The organism is Halobellus marinus (genome assembly GCF_032113415.1).
Lineage (GTDB): Archaea > Halobacteriota > Halobacteria > Halobacteriales > Haloferacaceae > Haloquadratum > Haloquadratum marinus.
In genome coordinates this window covers 3394379-3410719 of record NZ_CP134946.1, presented here as the reverse complement: position 1 = coordinate 3410719, position 16341 = coordinate 3394379, and the positions used below count along the sequence as shown (strand labels likewise).

Genomic DNA, 16341 nt, shown 5'->3' with positions numbered 1-16341 from the left:
ATGGACGGGTCGCCGTCGGAGGAGGCCGTGGCCGGTCGAAGCATCCGTAGCCCGGAAGCAGGGTCGAACCGCGGGTTCGAGGCCCAGGCACTCCTGGCCGCAGTGGCCTGCCGTCCCGCCTGGCTCGTCATCGGTGTACTGACGCTCGGTGCGGCGGTCGCGACGGTGACGGGGCTTTCGGTCTCGTATCCACCCTGGGTGCGGTACGTGCCGCTGGCGGCCAGCCTGCTCGTCTTCGGGCTTCCGCACGGCGCCGTCGACCACTTGGCGCCGGCCCGTGCCGCGGGGGAACAGCCGACCGTACGGTGGTTGCTCGGCGTCGGTGCGGTCTATCTCGTCCTCGGCGTCGGGTACGCGGCGCTGTGGGCACTGGCCCCCGCCGTCTCCGCGGGCCTGTTCGTGGCGCTGACCTGGCTCCACTGGGGGCAGGGCGATCTGTACCTCCTCGATGCGCTCGGGAGCACCCATCTGGATGGCGCCGGCGTTCGCCTCGGGACGCTTCTGGTCCGGGGCGGACTGCCGATGCTCGTCCCAGTATTGCGGTTTCCGGGACGATACCGGGAGGTCGTCGATGCGTGGGTCGCGCTGTTCGGCGGCGACCTCGGCGCGTCGTGGCTGCTCTCCGTCGACGTTCGTGCGGCGCTCGGCGTCGGCTTCGTCCTCGTGACCGTTGGAACCCTCATCGCCGGTCGACGGCGAGCGGCCGACGATGGCTGGCGACGCGACGCCGCCGAGACAGCTCTGCTGTGGGCGTTCTTCCTGCTCGTCCCGCCGCTTCTTGCAGTTGGAATCTACTTCTGCGTGTGGCACTCGTTGCGGCATATCGCGCGGTTGATCCTGATCGACGACGGTGCACGGCAGGCCTTCGCCGAGGCCGGGGCCCTCGCCGCGCTGTTCCGGACCGGGCGGGACGCTGCACCGCTTTCGGCCGTCTCGATCGTCCTCCTCGTGGGCGTCGCAGTCGGCGGCGGCGTCGGGAGCGGCGCCGAGGTCCGGACGCTTGCGGCGCTGTATCTGGTATTTATTTCGGTGTTGACGCTCCCGCACGTGGCGATCGTGACGTGGATGGACGGCGCGGAGAACGCCGGTCTGGCGCGGTTCGCCGGCAATAAATAAAAGGTTAACAGGCCCCGCCCACAACCCTCCGGCAATGGCCGAAGACGTCAAACCGACCCGCAAGAACCTGATGGCGATCGAGGATCGCATCCAGCTTTCGGAGCGGGGCCACGACACGCTCGAACAGAAGCGTGACGGCCTCATTATGGAGTTTATGGATATTCTCGATCAGGCCCAGGACGTCCGCTCGGAACTGAACGAAGAGTACGAGACCGCCCAGGAGAAGATCAATATGGCGCGGGCGATGGAGGGCGACGTCGCCGTCCGCGGTGCCGCCGCCGCGCTGAAGGAGCACCCGGAGATCACGACCCAATCGAAGAATATTATGGGCGTCGTCGTCCCGCAGATCGAGTCCTCACGCGTCCGGAAGAACCTCGACCAGCGCGGCTACGGACTGCTGGGCTCCTCGGCGCGGATCGACGAGGCCGCCGACGCCTACGAGGAACTGCTCGAGACGATCATCCTCGCCGCGGAGGTCGAAACCGCGATGAAGAAGATCCTCAAGGAGATCGAGACCACAAAGCGGCGGGTCAACGCCCTCGAGTTCAAACTGCTCCCCGATCTGTACGAGAACAAAGAGTACATCGAGCAGAAACTCGAAGAGCAGGAACGCGAAGAGATCTTCCGGATGAAGAAGATCAAGAACAAAAAGGAAGAGGAGGAGGCCGAAGAGAAAGCGGCCGCCGAAGAAGCAGCCGCGACCCCGGCCGACGACTAAACCGGAATCTCTTTTCGAGTCTTCGACGACGCGGGTCTTCTCTCCTCGCCTCATCCGATTCTCGTCCCGACGCCGCACCACAGCCACGGGACGGCGCGGGCGATTCCGCTGCCATCAGATGGCAAGTCTTAATTATGCCACCGGGCAACGAAGAAGTGGAGCAAGCCCGGGTGGTGTAGTGGCCCATCATACGACCCTGTCACGGTCGTGACGCGGGTTCAAATCCCGCCTCGGGCGTTTCTGTGCTCCGTTGTCTGCCCGGGTGGTGTAGTGGCCCATCATACGACCCTGTCACGGTCGTGACGCGGGTTCAAATCCCGCCTCGGGCGCTTCTTCGATTTCACACGTCGCGGAGTTTCATCTCCGCGGCTCACTCGTGAAATCGGGGTACGACGAACGCGGGATTTGAACACCAGCAGTCGCACGCCCGCGCAGCGAACGGAGTGAGCGAGCAGGAACGTCTGTGCAGGGTTCAAATCCCGCCTCGGCACTCTGTACTCCATTCGGCTGACAAAATTTCGTCTCCGCGGCCTGTCGGTTGCGAAGCTCTATGATGAGCGGGATTCAGTCCTCGACCGTGACCCACCCGGGACTCTCCCACCCGCAGTTCGGACACGCCAGTCGACGACGGCCGCTGGAGAGCCAGCCGTCGCCGCCCTTCAGCCCCACGACGCCCAGGTCGCAGCCGGGACACCGGCCGCGGCGGATCCGCTCTTCGACGTACTCCGCGTCGAGGTCCGTCCCCCGGTCGGCGCGCGCCTCGGCCGGCCGGGTCTCGATGCGGATGTTCCAGGGGCTGTCGACGCGCTCTGTCGGGACCGTCCCGGAGACGCCGTGTCCCTCGCCCTCCATCCGGCGGACGTGGGACGTCAAACTCGTGACGTCGACCTCGACATCGCAGTAGGGACACTCGACGCGCATACGTACCGATACGGCTCCTCGGAGAAGGAGGTTGTGGCCGGTCTCGAACGAGTTCGAGCGGGGTTCGCGACCTCGGAGGGGTCCACAGACGTCACAGGCCGACGATCAGTCCCCCGATGCCGACGCCGAGCAACGCCATCAGGAGCGTGCCGGCCGCATCCGCGACGGCGACACCGTAGCGGCCGTCTGTGGCCGCGTCTGCAACGTTGATCGCGAACGAGGAGAACGTGGTGAACGCGCCGCAGAATCCGGTCCCGGCAAATGCGAGCGTCGGTGCGGCCGGCGAGGCGGCGACGAGCGCCCCGAGCGCGATGCTCCCGAGAACGTTGACCGCGAAGGTGCTCGGCCGGCCGCCGTCGAGGGCAACGTCGACCGCGTACCGGCAGAGTGCGCCCGCGGCCCCGCCAAGGCCGACGAGGAGCGGCGTCGGAAGCGAAGCGAGAATGTCGCCGAACAGCGCGAGCGGGAGCCACCCGACCAGCGTGGGTGTCACGCGTACCGCCTCCCGACTTCGAGACCCGCGAACGCCGCGGCGAACCCGAGCGCGTAGGTGGCGCCGACGTTCGCGAACGCCGGCAGTGGTGCACGTGTTGCCGTCTCGACGGCAAACGTGCTGTAGGTCGTAAACGAGGAGAGCAATCCGGTCGCGAGAAACAGGCGAAGCCGCGACGAGCGGACGACCCCGATCACGGCAGCGAGGACGAAACTCCCGGCGACGTTGACCGCGAGCGTTCCAGCCGAGCCAGCAACGAGCAGACCGACAGCATAGCGCGAGGTCGCGCCGAAGAAGCCGCCGACCGCGACGAGCACCGGCACGAGCCTGTCTGCCATCACTGCCGTATCGGGTGAGGGGCTACTCGTCGGTTTCGGTCCCGTGATCGGGCGGCTTTCGGGTGAGTCGGAAGTCGACGACCAGACCGTGCTCACGGCCCTTCCAGTCGGGGCGGATCTCGGGATCGCCCGCGCAGCGTCGCAGCGAGGAGTCGTTCCGTCGGCGACCGCAGCGTCCGCAAGGACCGCTCAAAAGAGGATTGCAACGGTCTTCACCGACAGATTCCACCAGACCACGATCACGCCGAGGAGGGCCAGTCCGAGCGGGACACCGACCCGATGCGGCCGCGGCGTCAACCGCCAGAGCAGATAGAACACGGCGAGGAGAGCGAGTTTCACGGCGACCATCGAAACCAAGCCGTACTGTTCGACGAGAAAGCCAGACACGACACCCGCCTCATACACTCCGGCAATGCTGAGTCCGACCGTGGTCGTCACCAAATCGCCGATTCCGAAGAACGCGACCGCGACCGCCCACAGTCGCGTCTCCGCGAACTGCAGTCGTTCGACCGATCCGGGGACCTCGGATTGCCCCATATCCCTCCGGTTGGCCGAGGATGTGCTTCGTAAATGACCGCTTGTGACGAGTAGCGTCCAGTTACCGCTATCGCCCCTGTTCGACGGGAGAAACGGCGTCGGCCGCGACAGGGGAAGGTTAGTCACCGAGGCAGCGCTCGGTGGGCGGAAACGACACCGACGACGCCCGCGGACTCGCTCCGCCGTGTGGCGTGTCGCGTTCACGAATCGCGACCGTCCGAACCGCCTCGGCAGTGTCGTCGACCACCAGCGCCTCACCCGGCGCGGTCGGCATCGCGTCGGTGACGTCGCCATCGAGATATGCCGGATCGGCCGAGGCGAGCGCACGGACATCCGGCCCGGCGGTCAGCCGGTGGACGATGCGGAGATCCGACTGCGAGACGGCGACCGAGGGGAGCGCACTCGGCCGCTGCGTAGCGGTGACAAGGGAGACGCCCGGCGCGCGCCCGCGAGTGAGTATCGTACGGAGGGCTGCGGCGGCGACGCCCTCGAAAAAGACGTGCGCCTCGTCGACGAAGAGCCACGGGAGTCGGTCGATCCGGGACGGGTCGGTGTTCGTTTTCGAGTCTGTCCCCGTTTCCGGCGAGGAGAGCCCATCGGATCGGTCGACTCGCCCGTCGTACAGTGCGGCCGCAACGCCCGCAACAACCGCGTTTGCGGCTGCGTCGTCGAGCCCGGAACAGTCGAGAACGGTCGCCCCGCCCCCGGCGAGCGATCCTGCGTCGAGTCCGTCGGGATCGAACACGTCCCACGATTCAGCCCGCCGGAGCCGGTTATCGGCCGCGCGCCGGGCGTCGTCGGCAGCCTCGGCGTCCCCGACGACGGTTCGCATCTCCGCGAGGGTGTCGGCCGCGGCGGCTGCGTCCCAGACGAGCGCGCCCACCGCACCGTCCGGATCGGCACCGACGAGACGCGGCCAGCGGCCTGGCGGGATGGCATCCGCGCGGACCGAGGGAGCATCGATCACCCGCGCAGGCACGGGATCGTCAGCCGCCTCGGCTGCGAGACCGCCGAAGACGCCCATCGGATCGACGACCACGGGTGCAATCCCACGGGCTCGCGCCGCCTCCTCCGCGAGGACGCCGAGCGTGTAGGACTTCCCGTAGCCGCGTTTGCCCACGACGAGCGCGGCGTGCGGCCGGTCGAGATCGATTCCGACCGGTGCTCCAGGGCTCCCGTCGCGGGCGCGGTGGTTCCCGAAGCGCCCGATCGGCGCGTCGGAATCGGCTGTGGTGTCCGCATCGCGTCGTCCGAGGACCTCGGCGTGCATCGAAGAGTGTGGCCGCTCCATCCGGAATAAACGTCCGGGCGAGCGTTTATATACGGAGACGGGACCACGGGCGGTATGCTCGAAGAACTCGGGCGGTTCGCCGCGGACGACCGGGCGATCGAGGGACTGCCGATCAGACTCGTCATCGCACTTGTGGTGGGCGTCGCCACGATGAGCGTGATGCTGAATATGGTCTCGGGGATACAGGGGCTCGCCGTTTCGGAACTGGACGTCCAGCCCACGCCGGACGTCGTCGAACCCGGCGAGCACGAACTTGAACTGCGCGTCGTCGACGACGACGGCGATCCGGTGGAGGGAGCGACCGTGATTGTCAAGGACGGCAGCGCCGAGATGGCGGGGGTGGTGACGGCGAAATCGGACGCCGATGGCGTGGCGACCGTCACTGTCGAGGCCGACACGCGCGCAAACCAGGAGACCGGCACGCTCGTCGTCGACGTGAAGCCGCCGTCGGGGAGCCAGTTCGTCGACCGACGGGAGAACACGGAGATCCTGGTGGTCGCAAAGTAGGCGGGAGGCGGGGAATCATCCGACAGCCAGGGCGTGGCCGCGACCTCTCATCGTTCGGGATGGACCGGCGCGTCGAAGCCACCGCGGACAAGCGGCTTGGCGATGTGCCGACGCGCACACGGCGGCACCTCGTACCACCCGCGTTCGAGGTCGCGGTCAAGATCGACGGTCTCGGGTCCCGGCGCCGACGTCCCGCAGTCCCGACAGCGATAGCCCTGCCCGCGTCCGGCGCTCTCCATCGAGCGGCCGCACTCGTCGCAGGTAGGTGTCGTCTCCGCCGTCCACTGTAGCGACCGGACGGCGAACTTCTCCAGTTTCACCGTCCCGTTGCTCACCTCCCCACAGGCGGTGATCTCGTCGCCGAGACGGAGCGCCCGGACGCGATCGCGGAACCGCTTTGTCGGCTCGAAGGCGACGCAGTCGACCCGTTCCTCCGAGCAGTCCCGGCCGGAGAGCGTGAAGAAGACGTGGCCGCCGGTCCGAGTCTCCGGTTCGGTCGAAACGGTGCCGTCGACGCGGTAGGCGTGACCGTCCGAGAGGTCGCCGATAGTGCCGTCCCGGAGGTGCGCGTCGGTGCCCTGATTCGTCACGAACGTGGCCGCTCGCTCAATTGGCTCGCTCTCGATCCGTCCCGCCAGTTCCCGTACTGCGTCGGGATCGTCGCCGCGGATGCCGTAGAGGATCGGCCCGGGCGCGCTGGGAATGCAGACTGCTTGCCGTTCGACCCGATCGACCGTGTCCCACGCGGTCGGATACCACTCGTCCGCGGCCGCGAAAACCGACGCTTCGTCGACGTCGCGGAGAGAGCCGCAGCGCTCGAATTCGCGGTAGGCGATATGTTCGTACGTCCACTCGTCGAACGCGCGCCACGCGCCGACGGCGGCGAGCGCGCCGATCCGCCCGCGGCCGCCCGCCCAGCCGCGGTGGCGGTAGCCGGCGGTATCGGCCAGATCCGTCGCCTCCGCGGGGTCCAGGAGGTCCGTAACCGCCCGCCGCGCGAAATCGGCCACTGACCGCGGGACCGCCTCGGGCGGATCGTCGGCGACCACAACTCCCGGGCTCGTCCGGGGATCGTCGGTTTCGGCCAGCGGCTCCAGTTCGGCCGCGGCGAGATTCAGCGCCCGGTCGGGATCGATGTCTGTGTGGAGCGCAAGCGCCGCGTTCCCCCGGGTTTTGTGCTCGACTGCCGGATTGAGCCGTACCAGTAGCCGCCGTTCGACCCTCCCGCCGTCGTCGACGATCGCCTCGGCGACCCGCGTCGCGAGGTACGTCGTACACATCCCTCGCTCACGGGAGTCGGTGTCGTCGAGGCCGATGATCGCCATCGATATCTCGTAATCGACGCGTGGGCTAACCGCTTTCGGGATAGTGAGAGCGTGGAGCCGAAACCGGGGTCGAACTGGTCACTCAGCCGACGAACCCGACGGCACAACGCATATATGGGCTGAATCGCGTATTTTCGGGTATGTCGCGGTCCGCGCTAGTCGGAAACGTCACGGCGATGCTCGAGGACGCCGGGTTCATCGTCAGCGACCGCTGTGAGATCCGACCGAAGAGTTTTGATATCGCCGCGCGCCGTGGTGAGGACCTAGTACTCCTGAAGATCCTGGGGAACATCGACGCGTTCGACGGGACGACTGGCGAGGAGATGCGGCGGCTGGGGACCTATCTCAACGCGACGCCGATGGTCGTCGGACTGCGAACGCGTGACGAGGACCTGAAACCGGGCGTTGTGTACTTCCGCCACGGTGTCCCGGTGTTCAATCCGGATACGGCGCTGGATCTGTTCGTCGAGGGCGTCCCGCCGCTCATCTACGCCGCGCCGGGCGGCCTCTACGTCAACATCGACGGTGACCTCCTCGCGGACGAACGCGAGGAACGTGGCTGGAGTCTCGGCCAGCTGGCGTCGGAACTCGGCGTCTCGCGGCGCACCGTCTCGAAGTACGAAGACGGGATGAACGCGAGCATCGAAGTGGCGATCCAACTCGAAGAGATGTTCGACCAGCCCTTTTCCAGCCCGGTCGAAGTGATGGACGGCGCCGGAGACGTCCGGGACGCGGAGCCGATGCCGGACGATCCAGATCCCGACTCCGACGACGAACACGTGGTCCACGTGCTGACGCGGGCGGGGTTCACCGTCCACCCGACGGCACGTGCCCCGTTCAAAGCCGTCAGCGAGGACGACGGCCGGCGCCGGGATTTCACCCCGATGCTCACCGGCCATTCGGCGTTCACCCGGAGCGCCGAGAAACGAGCCCGGATCATGTCCTCGCTCGGGGAAGTGACACAGACGCGGTCGGTGTACTTCACCGAGGACGACTCCAAGCGCGACGCCGTCGAGGGGACCGCCCTCGTCAGCTGTGAGGAGCTGGCCGCCATCGACGACCCCGAAGCGATCCGCGAACTCATCCGCGATCGCTCGCAGGAACCGTCAGAAGCGTAGGTGCCGGCGTCGCTATCGTCGTCGCGCAGGACCGTTTTGGCCGAAAATAGCGAGTGGGGAAAGAGTCCGCAGCCGACCGGCTCAGTTCGCGGCGGCGCCGTAGGTTTCTTCGAGATACTCGACGATATCGTCGCTCTCCGGCATCCCCTCGACGCCGTTGGCTTCGTCGACGAGGACCGGAACGCCCGTCTGACCGCTAATCTCCTTCACTTCGGTCCGGTCGCTGTGCGCGGAAGGTACCTTCACCGATTCGTACTTCAGATCGAGTTCGTTCAGCTTGGTAACGACTTTCGCGCAGTACGGACAGCCGTCCAGTTCGTACAGGGTGAGATCTGACATCACGCTCAGTACGCGATTCCGCTTAAAGAGTCACGTGGTCGCGTGCACGGGAGACGCATCACAGAGCGTTCGTCGACCCGGGATCGGTCAGCGATCTAACAGCTGCCTGACCCCGGCCACGATCCGCCGCCGTCCCGCGATCACCTCGCCGCTGACCCAGGTGATCCCGACGAGTCCCGCGGTGATGGCCCACGCGAAGTCCCAGCCGGACATCCAGACCGGGCGGATCCACGGCGTCACGTGCGCCCAGCGGGTCGCAAACTCGTGCATCGGCCCTTCGAGCGGCGTCCCCGCGAACGTGGCACGGACCCGGCCCGCGAAGCCGACGCTGCCGTTCCCCCCGGCAGTGAGGTTCGCACTCCCCGTGATGGCGTAGGAGCCGCTCTTGTTGAGATCGCGGATCGTGGGCCCCGACGACTCCGGTTCAGTCCCCATCCGTTCGGCGTCGTACGGCCCCCACGTCGCGTAGTACTCCCAGACGACCTCGCCCGTCGGCGTAATCTCCATCACGCGGTGGTTGAGGGTGTCGGTAACGAGGGTGTTGCCGTTGGGGAGTCGGTCGGCGTCACGCGGCCAGGTGAGTGTCTCCGAACCGACCTCCCACGTCCGAATCCACTCGCCGTCCTCCTTCGCGTACTCGACGACGCGGTTGTTCTCGCTGTCGGCGACCAGGATCGTCGGCGTCCCGTTCTCGCTTTCCAGCCAGTCGGGGTTGTGCTGTTCGCGCATCACGGAGTAGTTGCCGTCGCTGCCGAGGCGCTCGACGATCTCCTTGGATTCCATATCGACGACGATGGCCTGATCGAAGTTCCGCGGCGAAAGCAGGAGTCGATCGTCGCCGACCGGGTCGACGTCGTTGACGTGCGTCCAGTCCTCGCTGTAGCCGCCGTCGGTGTCTTCGGGGTAGTGGTTCCGGAAGTACCACTCCCAGGTGAACTCCCCGCTCGAACGGTTGTAGATGACGACCCGGTCGTCGCTTCTGCCCGCCGATTCGTTCCACTCCCGCATATTCGCGATGGCGATGCGGTCGTCACCGAGATATGCGACGTCGTGGGTGTCGGTCATATTGAACCGCTCCTGCCAGACGCGTTCTTGGGTGTCTGGATCCAGCTCGAAGAGGACAGTGTCACCCGCCCGCGGCGAGGAGACGAGCAGATTGCCGTTCGGCAGCGGATCGACGTCGAAGAACCAGGCGTTCCCGCCGACCGTGTCGTTGTGGATCCATTCGAGGTCTCCGCGCGGCCCGATCGAGACGAGCCTGGCGGGCTTTTTCGCGTTCGTTTGCCCCTGGAACGTGAAGCCCTGGACGCTGACGACAGTCGAGTCGTTCGCTGGGCTCGTGATCGTGCCCTGTTCGAGGCTCGTGTCCTCAGCGGGATCGTACGTCACCGCCGAGACGACTGAGGGCGCAAGGAGGGAGACGACGACGACGAGTGCCACGAGCCGAACTGCGTTCGCGCGGGAGAGGGGCGGAAGAGTCACACGCGAATGATGAGCGGGTCATCGATGAATCTCTTGCGGTCCACGGAGAGCGATTCGCCGGCGAAGGAAAGCGGCGCCAGCAGCGCGGCGCTACACCTGCGCGGTCAGGATGCCGCCCGTCCGAACGACGAAGTAGAGGACGAACGCACCCGCCAGCACCCAGTGGCCGACGCGGACGTCCTTACGCTCGCCGGCGGCGAGTTTCACCAGCGGGTAGGAGACGATGCCCGCGGCGATGCCGTAGGCGATCGAGTAGGTGAAGGGCATCACCAGAATCGTCAAGCCCGCAGGGATCACGTTCGTGATGTCGTCCCAGTCGAGGTCGACGACGTTCTTGAGCATCACGACGCCGATCACGACCAGCGCAATGTGGGAGGCGTACAGCGGGATGATCGTCGCGAGCGGGACGATCGCGAGCGAGGCGACAAACAGCGTCGCGATGGTGAGCGCCGTCAGGCCGGTCCGACCGCCCTCCTCGACGCCCGAGGCGGACTCGATGTACGTGGTAACAGTCGAGGTCCCGAGCATCCCACCGACGGTCGTCCCGATCGCGTCGGCCATCAGCGGCCGGTCGATGCCGGGGAGGTTCCCGTCCTCGTCGAGGAAGTCCCCCGCCTGACCGACGCCGACGAGCGTGCCGGCGGTGTCGAAGAAGTCCACGAAGAAGAACGTGAACACGATGAGCGCGAAGGTGAACGCCTCGATGCCGGCGAACCCTGAGACGAACGCACCCGCAAGCGGCGTGATATCGTAACTGACCGTGGCCGCACCGGCGACGAGTCCCGCGTCCGGGGCGACGGGGCCGAACGCCGTGATCAACCAGCCGAGAAGGGTCGTCGCGAGGATGCCGATGATGATCGACCCGGGGACGTTCCGCGCGTAGAGCACGAACGTAAAGAAGAGCCCGACGATCGAGACGATCGCGACCGGATTCGACGCGAGTGACCCCATCCCGACGAGCGTCGCGGGATCGTCGACGACGACGCCCATCGCCTGGAGGCCGATGATCGCCAGAAACAGCCCGATACCGGTTCCCACCGCGAACTTCACCGGTTCCGGGAAGAGCCCGATCACGTACTCCCGGGCGCCGACGGCCGTGAGGATGATGAAGAGGATCCCCTCGACGACGACGGCAGCGAGCGCGGTTTGCCAGGGAACCCCGAGCGCGCCGACGACGGTGAACGCGAAGAAGGCGTTCAGCCCCAGCCCGGGCGCCTGCGCGAACGGGCGGTTGGCGTACACCGCCATCACGAACGTCGCCGTCGCCGCCGCAATGATCGTCACGACGGCGAGCATCGACTGGATCTGGCCCGAGGATATGCCCTCGATCGAGATGGCCTGCGCCAGGATCGCGGGGTTGACGATGACGATGTAGGACATCGTCAGGAATGTCGTCAATCCGGCAAGCAGTTCAGTTCTGACCGACGAATCGTGCGCCTGAACGTCGAAGTATCCACCCAGGGAGTCCGAAAGTCCCATTATTTACGTCGGCACATCACACATCCGGTCGATAAACGTTTTCATCGACTGTGGGACGTCGCCGACCTACGCCTCGAAAGTGGTCGTCGCCGACCTACGCCTCGAAAGGGGCCGTCAGTGATCTACGCCTCGAAAGTGGTCGTCGCCGACCTACGCCTCGAAGGGGGATACCGCCGACCTACGCCTCGGAGGGGGATATCGCCGATCTACGCCTCGAACGTCGAGAGCGCGCCGACGGGTGCGTCGGTGCGTTCGCGGGCCCGCGCGATGCCGTCGTCGCCGACGGCGATCAGCGCGAAGACGCCCGCGACGTCCGCGTTCGCCTGGATAGCGATGTCCAAAAGCAACTCCTGGGTCTCGCCGGAGCGGATGAGGTCATCGACGACCAGCACGCGCTCGCCGCCCGAGAGCGCCCGCTCGGGAAGGTAGTACGTCAGTTCGATTCCGGAGGCGAGCCGCTGCCGCGATTCGATGAACTCCTCGACGGCCGTCTCCTTCGATTTCTTGGCGTAGGCGACGCGGGCGTCGAAGTAACTCGCCATCGCGGCGCCGAGCGTGATCCCGTCGGTCGCGGCGGTCAGGACGACGTCAGGGCGCTCGAAGCCCAACGAGTTGGCCGCCACGGGCGCGACGAGGTCCAGAAACGACTGATCGAAGACGATATCTGAGTTGTCGAGATAGCCACCGTCGTCGAACTCGACGCGGTCGCGGAGTTCCGAGGCGAGGGCGTCGCGGCCGACGCCGGTAACGACCTCGCGGGCGCGCTCTGCGCCCGGGAGCACGTGGCCGTTGACGTACCGGTTGAGGTCGCCGGCGGGGAGACCGGTCAACTCCGCGAGTTGGTCGTACGTGCGCGTCTCTTTGAGCATCCGAAGGACTGCAACTGCCTGCAACTGGAGGGCCGCTTTCTCCGCTCTGTTCATATTTCGATGTGCGATGTTACGCAAGTATGAATATATCGATACGTATAGTCGCCAAAGAAACCACGAACGTGGAATACAGTTTGAACGCCCCGTAGCAGACAGTGAAACGCCGGAGTCAGGCGCCGTTCGCGTCCGTATCGTCGAGGAGATCCGCGGCGGTCACGAGCGCGTCGAGTTCGACGTCGGCTTCCGCGAGTCGTTCGCGTGCGCCCTCCTGTCGATCGACGACGACTAACACGCGGTCGACGATAGCGCCCGCGTCCCGAAGCGCCTCGACGGCGTCGAGCGCGCTCTTGCCGGTCGTGGCGATGTCCTCCAAGACGACGACCTCCTCGCCCGCCGAGAGTCGGCCCTCGATCCGGTTGCCGGTGCCGTACTCCTTGGCTTCCTTCCGTGCGATGACGTACGGCGTGTCGGTCTCGGCGCTCGTGACGGCGACGAGCGGGACCGCGCCGAGGGCGACGCCGGCGAGCTTTTCGCCCGACAGTTTCGCCGCAAACGCCTCGGCGATCAGGCGGAGACAGCCCGGGTCGGTCTCGAAGAGGTACTTGTCGACGTAGTATTCGGAGGTGCCGCCGTGTGAGAGTTCGAACTCCCCGAACTGGATCGCGTCGGCGTCGCGCAGCGCCGCGATGAGTTCGTCGTTGGTCATCAAGTGAGCGAGCGCGCGGAAGGCGCTTAAACGGGACGGTTCAACACGGGATTGTGGCCGGAGCGGCGTGAAGCGCATCGGAGAGAAAGTATGACGCCACGGACACCTCCCAGGTTGCCGGAACGGCGGCGGGTATCGTGAATCAGCGGCCCATCGAGGCAAACGAGGGTCCACGCCAGGGTCGGCTACCACCGTCAGAGATGGCAGGTGTCCGGGGGAATGGTGACTTACCAGTCGCCGTCACCAAACCGATATTTTCAGTTGATGTTTATTATCAGGTGGCTATAAATCGTATTTGGCGTCCGAGGGACAACAGCGCGTGTTCTCTCGGGGTGCCATTCCGAAGTTATGTCAAGTGAAACACCAGAGTCACCGATAAACTCCGGTGGGGCGTCCACCGTAAATCGGCGAAGTTTTTGGCCGTCTTCCGGCCTGGGGCAACGAATCAAACAAGTATGCATCTTCACGCAACTCGATATTGTGGGGATGGGCGTCGCTGGAACGCTCATTACGATGGTGATGCTCTCGCTGTCACCGAATCCAGCGCCCGTCGTCGTCGGGCTGGTCGCCTACGGCGTGTACGTCGGCGACAGAATCAGCGATGTGAAGTACGATCCCGAAGCGACGTCCGAGCGAAGCGCCTTCATCGGCCGGCACAGGCGTTTACTCTCGATCACGTCCGCAGGGGCGTACGGACTCGCAATCGCGATCTCCACGCTCGGTGGCCCGCTCGCACTCGCGATCACCTTGATCCCCGGCGCGACGTGGGTCGTGTATGCCGTGGATCTGCCTGGATCCTCGATTGTACCGATCAAGCGGCTGAAGTCGGTCTTCATCCTCAACTCGACTCTCGTCGCGCTGGCGTGGGCGACAGCGATGGTCTTCCTGCCCCTCGTGTTCGCTGGGGCCACGATCACCCCTGTCGTCGTCGTACTCGCCGTCTACTTCTTCATCGACATCTTCGCCAATACGGAGATCCCGAACGTCCGCGACATCGGCGACGACGCCCGAAACGGTGTGTCGACGTTCCCGACGGTCGTGGGCGTCCGTCGAACTCGACACCTGTTGTACGTGATCAACTCCCTGTCAGTGCTCGTCGTGATCTGGGCGTACGTCGGTGGACACCTGCCGGCGCTCTTCGCTTCCGTCCTCCTCGCCGGCCGCGCACTTGCAGTCCTCCTCAACAGTCGCGTCGGGCGCAGCGAGAACTACCGTCGACTGGAACTGCTGGGCGAGATGAACCACGTCGTCGTCGCCGGCGGACTACTGGTTGTACTCTTCGCCTAGCTGTCTCCGAAACAATTTTTTCGAGGTCGCTCACGCAAGTTGTCTTTGTAGTGACAGAAGTTTCGTATACAAAGAGCAAAATTGGAAGACTGTGTCGGAACCAATCCCGTTGCTCCTCTCGCTACTCCTTTCGGTCGTGCTTGGCTCCGCCTCGGCCATCCTGGCGTGGAGGGAAGGATCGAAGCCGGGAGCGAGAGCGCTCGTGCTGCTATTGAGTGGGCAGGTACTCTGGTCGATTACGCTTATTTTCCGCCTCCAGGCACCGACTGTCGAGGCGAAATTGTTCTGGATGCACGCAATGTGGGTCGGCGTCGTGGCAGTCCCGCTCGGGTGGATCCTCTTCGCTTTGGAGTACACCGGTCGGGATCGGTATATGCATCCACGATACGTGGCGACGCTCGCCGCGATTCCGGTCGTGACAGTCGTCCTCGTCGCTCTCGGACCGTATCAGGACCTGTTACGAATCGGAATCACCGGCTCTATAGACGCCGGCACCATCCAAAACGAGAACGGAGGTGTCTGGTATTGGATCGTGGCGATCTACACGTATCTGGTGGGTGCTGCGGGCGGCGTCCTGTTGCTCGAACTGGTTTTGAGCCAGATGTTCACGTTTCGAAAACAGGCGTACGCCCTCATCGGCGCGCTCATCGCCCCGTGGGCCACGAACCTGGGGTACCTCGCGGATATTCTCGCCACGCCCATCGATCCGACGCCGATCGCCTTCTCGTTTTCCGGCGTCATCTACCTGTTCGCGCTCCGGCATTTCGACCTGTTGCGGACGAATCCGGCGCCGAACAATAGAGCCCGAAAGCTGGTGTTCGATGGGGTTCAAGAGGGCGTGATCGTCCTCGATATCGGTGATACCGTGATCGACATCAACGAACCGGCGCTCGAAATGCTCCAGGAGACGAGAGACGAAGTACTCGGGTCGCCGGCGCCGAAAAAGATCCCGGACTACGAGGAATTCCCCGAGTCCGGATCGTTCGGCGATTTCCTCACGGTCGAGACCCGGTCGGGTGACCGAAGTTTCGAGGTCGAAGTCACTCCGATCACGTCCGACCGGGGAAAAACGATCGGGCGCGTCGTGACGTTCAAAGAGATCACCGAGTTTCTGCGACAGGAACAGCGCCTGGAGGTCCTCAATCGTGTCCTCCGACACAACATCAAAACGGAGACGAACCTGCTACTCGGATACGCCGAGGACCTGTCGGGCGAGAACGCCGAGCGAATGAAAGAAAGCGTCCTCCGGATCGACGAGTTGGGGCAGAAGGGACGCGAGGCGATCCGGCTCTTCAGTCGGGCCCGGGAGGAATCCGACTTCCGATCGCTGCACACGATCGGCGAAGAGTGTGTCAGGGAGGCCAGATCGCGGTTCCCGGACGTGACAGTCGAGTATCGACGTGCTGGTCGGGACGCGTCGGTCAACAGCGTCCTCGATTCGGTGCTTCTGAACGCCATCGAAAACGCGGCCGAGCACAACGACAGCGACGACCCCAGAATCGAAATTGTCACCGGCGTCACAGACGAGCAGGTAACCGTCGAGATCCGGGACAACGGGCCGGGGATATCCGATTACGAACTGGCTGTGCTTTCTGCGGGGGCCGAATCGTCGCTCAAACACGGCAGCGGGATCGGACTCTGGATAATCAAGTGGGGGGCCGAACTCCTCGGCGGCAGGGTGCAGTTCAGCGACAACGATCCGACCGGTACGGTCATCGAGATCGCAGTCCCGCCAAGGGAGGCGTGAGTTATGGAAGTTGCAAGGCTAAAACCCCGCCCTTCAGGGCGGGGATACAGCCGACAACCCCTCAACTG

General features: G+C 65.2%; 17 protein-coding genes and 2 tRNA genes. 8 read left to right on the top strand and 11 right to left on the bottom strand.

Going from position 1 to position 16341, the window contains the following annotated elements; all coding sequences use genetic code 11:
• From RJT37_RS16925 to RJT37_RS16910, 4 genes are all read left to right on the top strand, one after another.
• The gene (locus RJT37_RS16925) at nucleotides 1-1116 is read left to right on the top strand and encodes a Brp/Blh family beta-carotene 15,15'-dioxygenase (RefSeq protein ID WP_313686284.1); all 1116 of its coding nucleotides are present in this window, start codon (nucleotides 1-3) and stop codon (nucleotides 1114-1116) included.
• A gap of 34 nt (nucleotides 1117-1150) precedes the next feature.
• Nucleotides 1151-1834, top strand: a complete 684-nt coding sequence (locus tag RJT37_RS16920; RefSeq protein ID WP_313686283.1) for a V-type ATP synthase subunit D — start codon at nucleotides 1151-1153, stop codon at nucleotides 1832-1834.
• A 164-nt stretch (nucleotides 1835-1998) separates the two neighbouring features.
• Nucleotides 1999-2071, top strand: a tRNA-Asp gene (locus tag RJT37_RS16915).
• 19 nt (nucleotides 2072-2090) lie between these two features.
• Nucleotides 2091-2163: transfer RNA gene (locus RJT37_RS16910), tRNA-Asp, on the top strand.
• A gap of 235 nt (nucleotides 2164-2398) precedes the next feature.
• Here RJT37_RS16910 and RJT37_RS16905 read toward each other — a convergent pair.
• From RJT37_RS16905 to RJT37_RS16885, 5 genes are all read right to left on the bottom strand, one after another.
• Entirely contained in the window at nucleotides 2399-2755 is a 357-nt protein-coding gene (locus RJT37_RS16905; RefSeq protein ID WP_313686281.1) for a hypothetical protein, read from the bottom strand.
• Between the two features lie 91 nt (nucleotides 2756-2846).
• Nucleotides 2847-3200 carry a fluoride efflux transporter FluC gene (locus tag RJT37_RS16900; RefSeq protein ID WP_313690032.1) on the bottom strand — a complete coding sequence of 118 codons (354 nt, stop codon included), beginning with the start codon at nucleotides 3198-3200 and terminating at the stop codon, nucleotides 2847-2849.
• Nucleotides 3201-3244: 44 nt separating this feature from the next.
• Nucleotides 3245-3586, bottom strand: coding sequence for a CrcB family protein (locus RJT37_RS16895; RefSeq protein ID WP_313686279.1), 342 nt, complete (start codon nucleotides 3584-3586; stop codon nucleotides 3245-3247).
• Nucleotides 3587-3775: 189 nt separating this feature from the next.
• Nucleotides 3776-4123 carry a DUF5658 family protein gene (locus RJT37_RS16890; RefSeq protein ID WP_313686278.1) on the bottom strand — a complete coding sequence of 116 codons (348 nt, stop codon included), beginning with the start codon at nucleotides 4121-4123 and terminating at the stop codon, nucleotides 3776-3778.
• 118 nt (nucleotides 4124-4241) lie between these two features.
• Complete coding sequence (locus RJT37_RS16885) at nucleotides 4242-5393, bottom strand: ATP-binding protein (protein ID WP_313686276.1); 1152 nt, start codon at nucleotides 5391-5393, stop codon at nucleotides 4242-4244.
• Nucleotides 5394-5468: 75 nt separating this feature from the next.
• On the opposite strand from RJT37_RS16885, the gene RJT37_RS16880 reads away from it, so the two are divergent.
• Nucleotides 5469-5921 (top strand): carboxypeptidase-like regulatory domain-containing protein, encoded by a 453-nt coding sequence (locus RJT37_RS16880; RefSeq protein ID WP_313686274.1) that lies wholly within the window; start codon nucleotides 5469-5471, stop codon nucleotides 5919-5921.
• Nucleotides 5922-5968: 47 nt separating this feature from the next.
• Here the strand turns inward: RJT37_RS16880 and RJT37_RS16875 are convergent, their stop codons facing one another.
• Nucleotides 5969-7246 carry a TiaS agmantine-binding domain-containing protein gene (locus RJT37_RS16875; RefSeq protein WP_313686272.1) on the bottom strand — a complete coding sequence of 426 codons (1278 nt, stop codon included), beginning with the start codon at nucleotides 7244-7246 and terminating at the stop codon, nucleotides 5969-5971.
• Between the two features lie 140 nt (nucleotides 7247-7386).
• Between RJT37_RS16875 and RJT37_RS16870 the strand changes: the two genes are divergently transcribed.
• Complete coding sequence (locus RJT37_RS16870; RefSeq protein WP_313686270.1) at nucleotides 7387-8364, top strand: transcriptional regulator; 978 nt, start codon at nucleotides 7387-7389, stop codon at nucleotides 8362-8364.
• Nucleotides 8365-8445: 81 nt separating this feature from the next.
• Here RJT37_RS16870 and RJT37_RS16865 read toward each other — a convergent pair whose 3' ends face one another.
• From RJT37_RS16865 to pyrE, 5 genes are all read right to left on the bottom strand, one after another.
• Entirely contained in the window at nucleotides 8446-8703 is a 258-nt protein-coding gene (locus RJT37_RS16865; RefSeq protein WP_313686268.1) for a glutathione S-transferase N-terminal domain-containing protein, read from the bottom strand.
• 87 nt (nucleotides 8704-8790) lie between these two features.
• Nucleotides 8791-10185, bottom strand: a complete 1395-nt coding sequence (locus RJT37_RS16860) for an aryl-sulfate sulfotransferase (RefSeq protein WP_313686267.1) — start codon at nucleotides 10183-10185, stop codon at nucleotides 8791-8793.
• A 90-nt stretch (nucleotides 10186-10275) separates the two neighbouring features.
• Nucleotides 10276-11664, bottom strand: coding sequence for an NCS2 family permease (locus RJT37_RS16855; protein ID WP_313686265.1), 1389 nt, complete (start codon nucleotides 11662-11664; stop codon nucleotides 10276-10278).
• Nucleotides 11665-11870: 206 nt separating this feature from the next.
• Nucleotides 11871-12587: a phosphoribosyltransferase family protein gene (locus tag RJT37_RS16850; protein ID WP_313686264.1), complete on the bottom strand. Its 717-nt coding sequence runs from the start codon at nucleotides 12585-12587 to the stop codon at nucleotides 11871-11873.
• A 115-nt stretch (nucleotides 12588-12702) separates the two neighbouring features.
• Complete coding sequence (gene pyrE / locus RJT37_RS16845) at nucleotides 12703-13239, bottom strand: orotate phosphoribosyltransferase (protein WP_313686262.1); 537 nt, start codon at nucleotides 13237-13239, stop codon at nucleotides 12703-12705.
• A 486-nt stretch (nucleotides 13240-13725) separates the two neighbouring features.
• Here pyrE and RJT37_RS16840 point away from each other — a divergent pair, with 486 nt between their 5' ends.
• Both RJT37_RS16840 and RJT37_RS16835 read left to right on the top strand, forming a co-directional pair.
• On the top strand, nucleotides 13726-14526 hold the full coding sequence (locus RJT37_RS16840; protein WP_313686260.1) for a UbiA family prenyltransferase: 801 nt from the start codon (nucleotides 13726-13728) through the stop codon (nucleotides 14524-14526).
• A 91-nt stretch (nucleotides 14527-14617) separates the two neighbouring features.
• Nucleotides 14618-16273, top strand: a complete 1656-nt coding sequence (locus RJT37_RS16835) for a histidine kinase N-terminal 7TM domain-containing protein (RefSeq protein WP_313686259.1) — start codon at nucleotides 14618-14620, stop codon at nucleotides 16271-16273.
• Nucleotides 16274-16341: the final 68 nt, after the last annotated feature.

Coding starts and splice junctions, on each gene's coding strand:
- RJT37_RS16880 (WP_313686274.1), top strand. CDS start 5,469: ATGCTCGAAGAACTCGGGCGGTTCGCCGCGGACGACCGGGCGATCGAG.
- RJT37_RS16895 (WP_313686279.1), bottom strand. CDS start 3,586: ATGGCAGACAGGCTCGTGCCGGTGCTCGTCGCGGTCGGCGGCTTCTTC.
- RJT37_RS16865 (WP_313686268.1), bottom strand. CDS start 8,703: ATGTCAGATCTCACCCTGTACGAACTGGACGGCTGTCCGTACTGCGCG.
- RJT37_RS16920 (WP_313686283.1), top strand. CDS start 1,151: ATGGCCGAAGACGTCAAACCGACCCGCAAGAACCTGATGGCGATCGAG.
- RJT37_RS16925 (WP_313686284.1), top strand. CDS start 1: ATGGACGGGTCGCCGTCGGAGGAGGCCGTGGCCGGTCGAAGCATCCGT.
- RJT37_RS16885 (WP_313686276.1), bottom strand. CDS start 5,393: ATGCACGCCGAGGTCCTCGGACGACGCGATGCGGACACCACAGCCGAT.
- RJT37_RS16850 (WP_313686264.1), bottom strand. CDS start 12,587: ATGAACAGAGCGGAGAAAGCGGCCCTCCAGTTGCAGGCAGTTGCAGTC.
- pyrE (WP_313686262.1), bottom strand. CDS start 13,239: ATGACCAACGACGAACTCATCGCGGCGCTGCGCGACGCCGACGCGATC.
- RJT37_RS16855 (WP_313686265.1), bottom strand. CDS start 11,664: ATGGGACTTTCGGACTCCCTGGGTGGATACTTCGACGTTCAGGCGCAC.
- RJT37_RS16875 (WP_313686272.1), bottom strand. CDS start 7,246: ATGGCGATCATCGGCCTCGACGACACCGACTCCCGTGAGCGAGGGATG.
- RJT37_RS16890 (WP_313686278.1), bottom strand. CDS start 4,123: ATGGGGCAATCCGAGGTCCCCGGATCGGTCGAACGACTGCAGTTCGCG.
- RJT37_RS16840 (WP_313686260.1), top strand. CDS start 13,726: ATGGGCGTCGCTGGAACGCTCATTACGATGGTGATGCTCTCGCTGTCA.
- RJT37_RS16870 (WP_313686270.1), top strand. CDS start 7,387: ATGTCGCGGTCCGCGCTAGTCGGAAACGTCACGGCGATGCTCGAGGAC.
- RJT37_RS16905 (WP_313686281.1), bottom strand. CDS start 2,755: ATGCGCGTCGAGTGTCCCTACTGCGATGTCGAGGTCGACGTCACGAGT.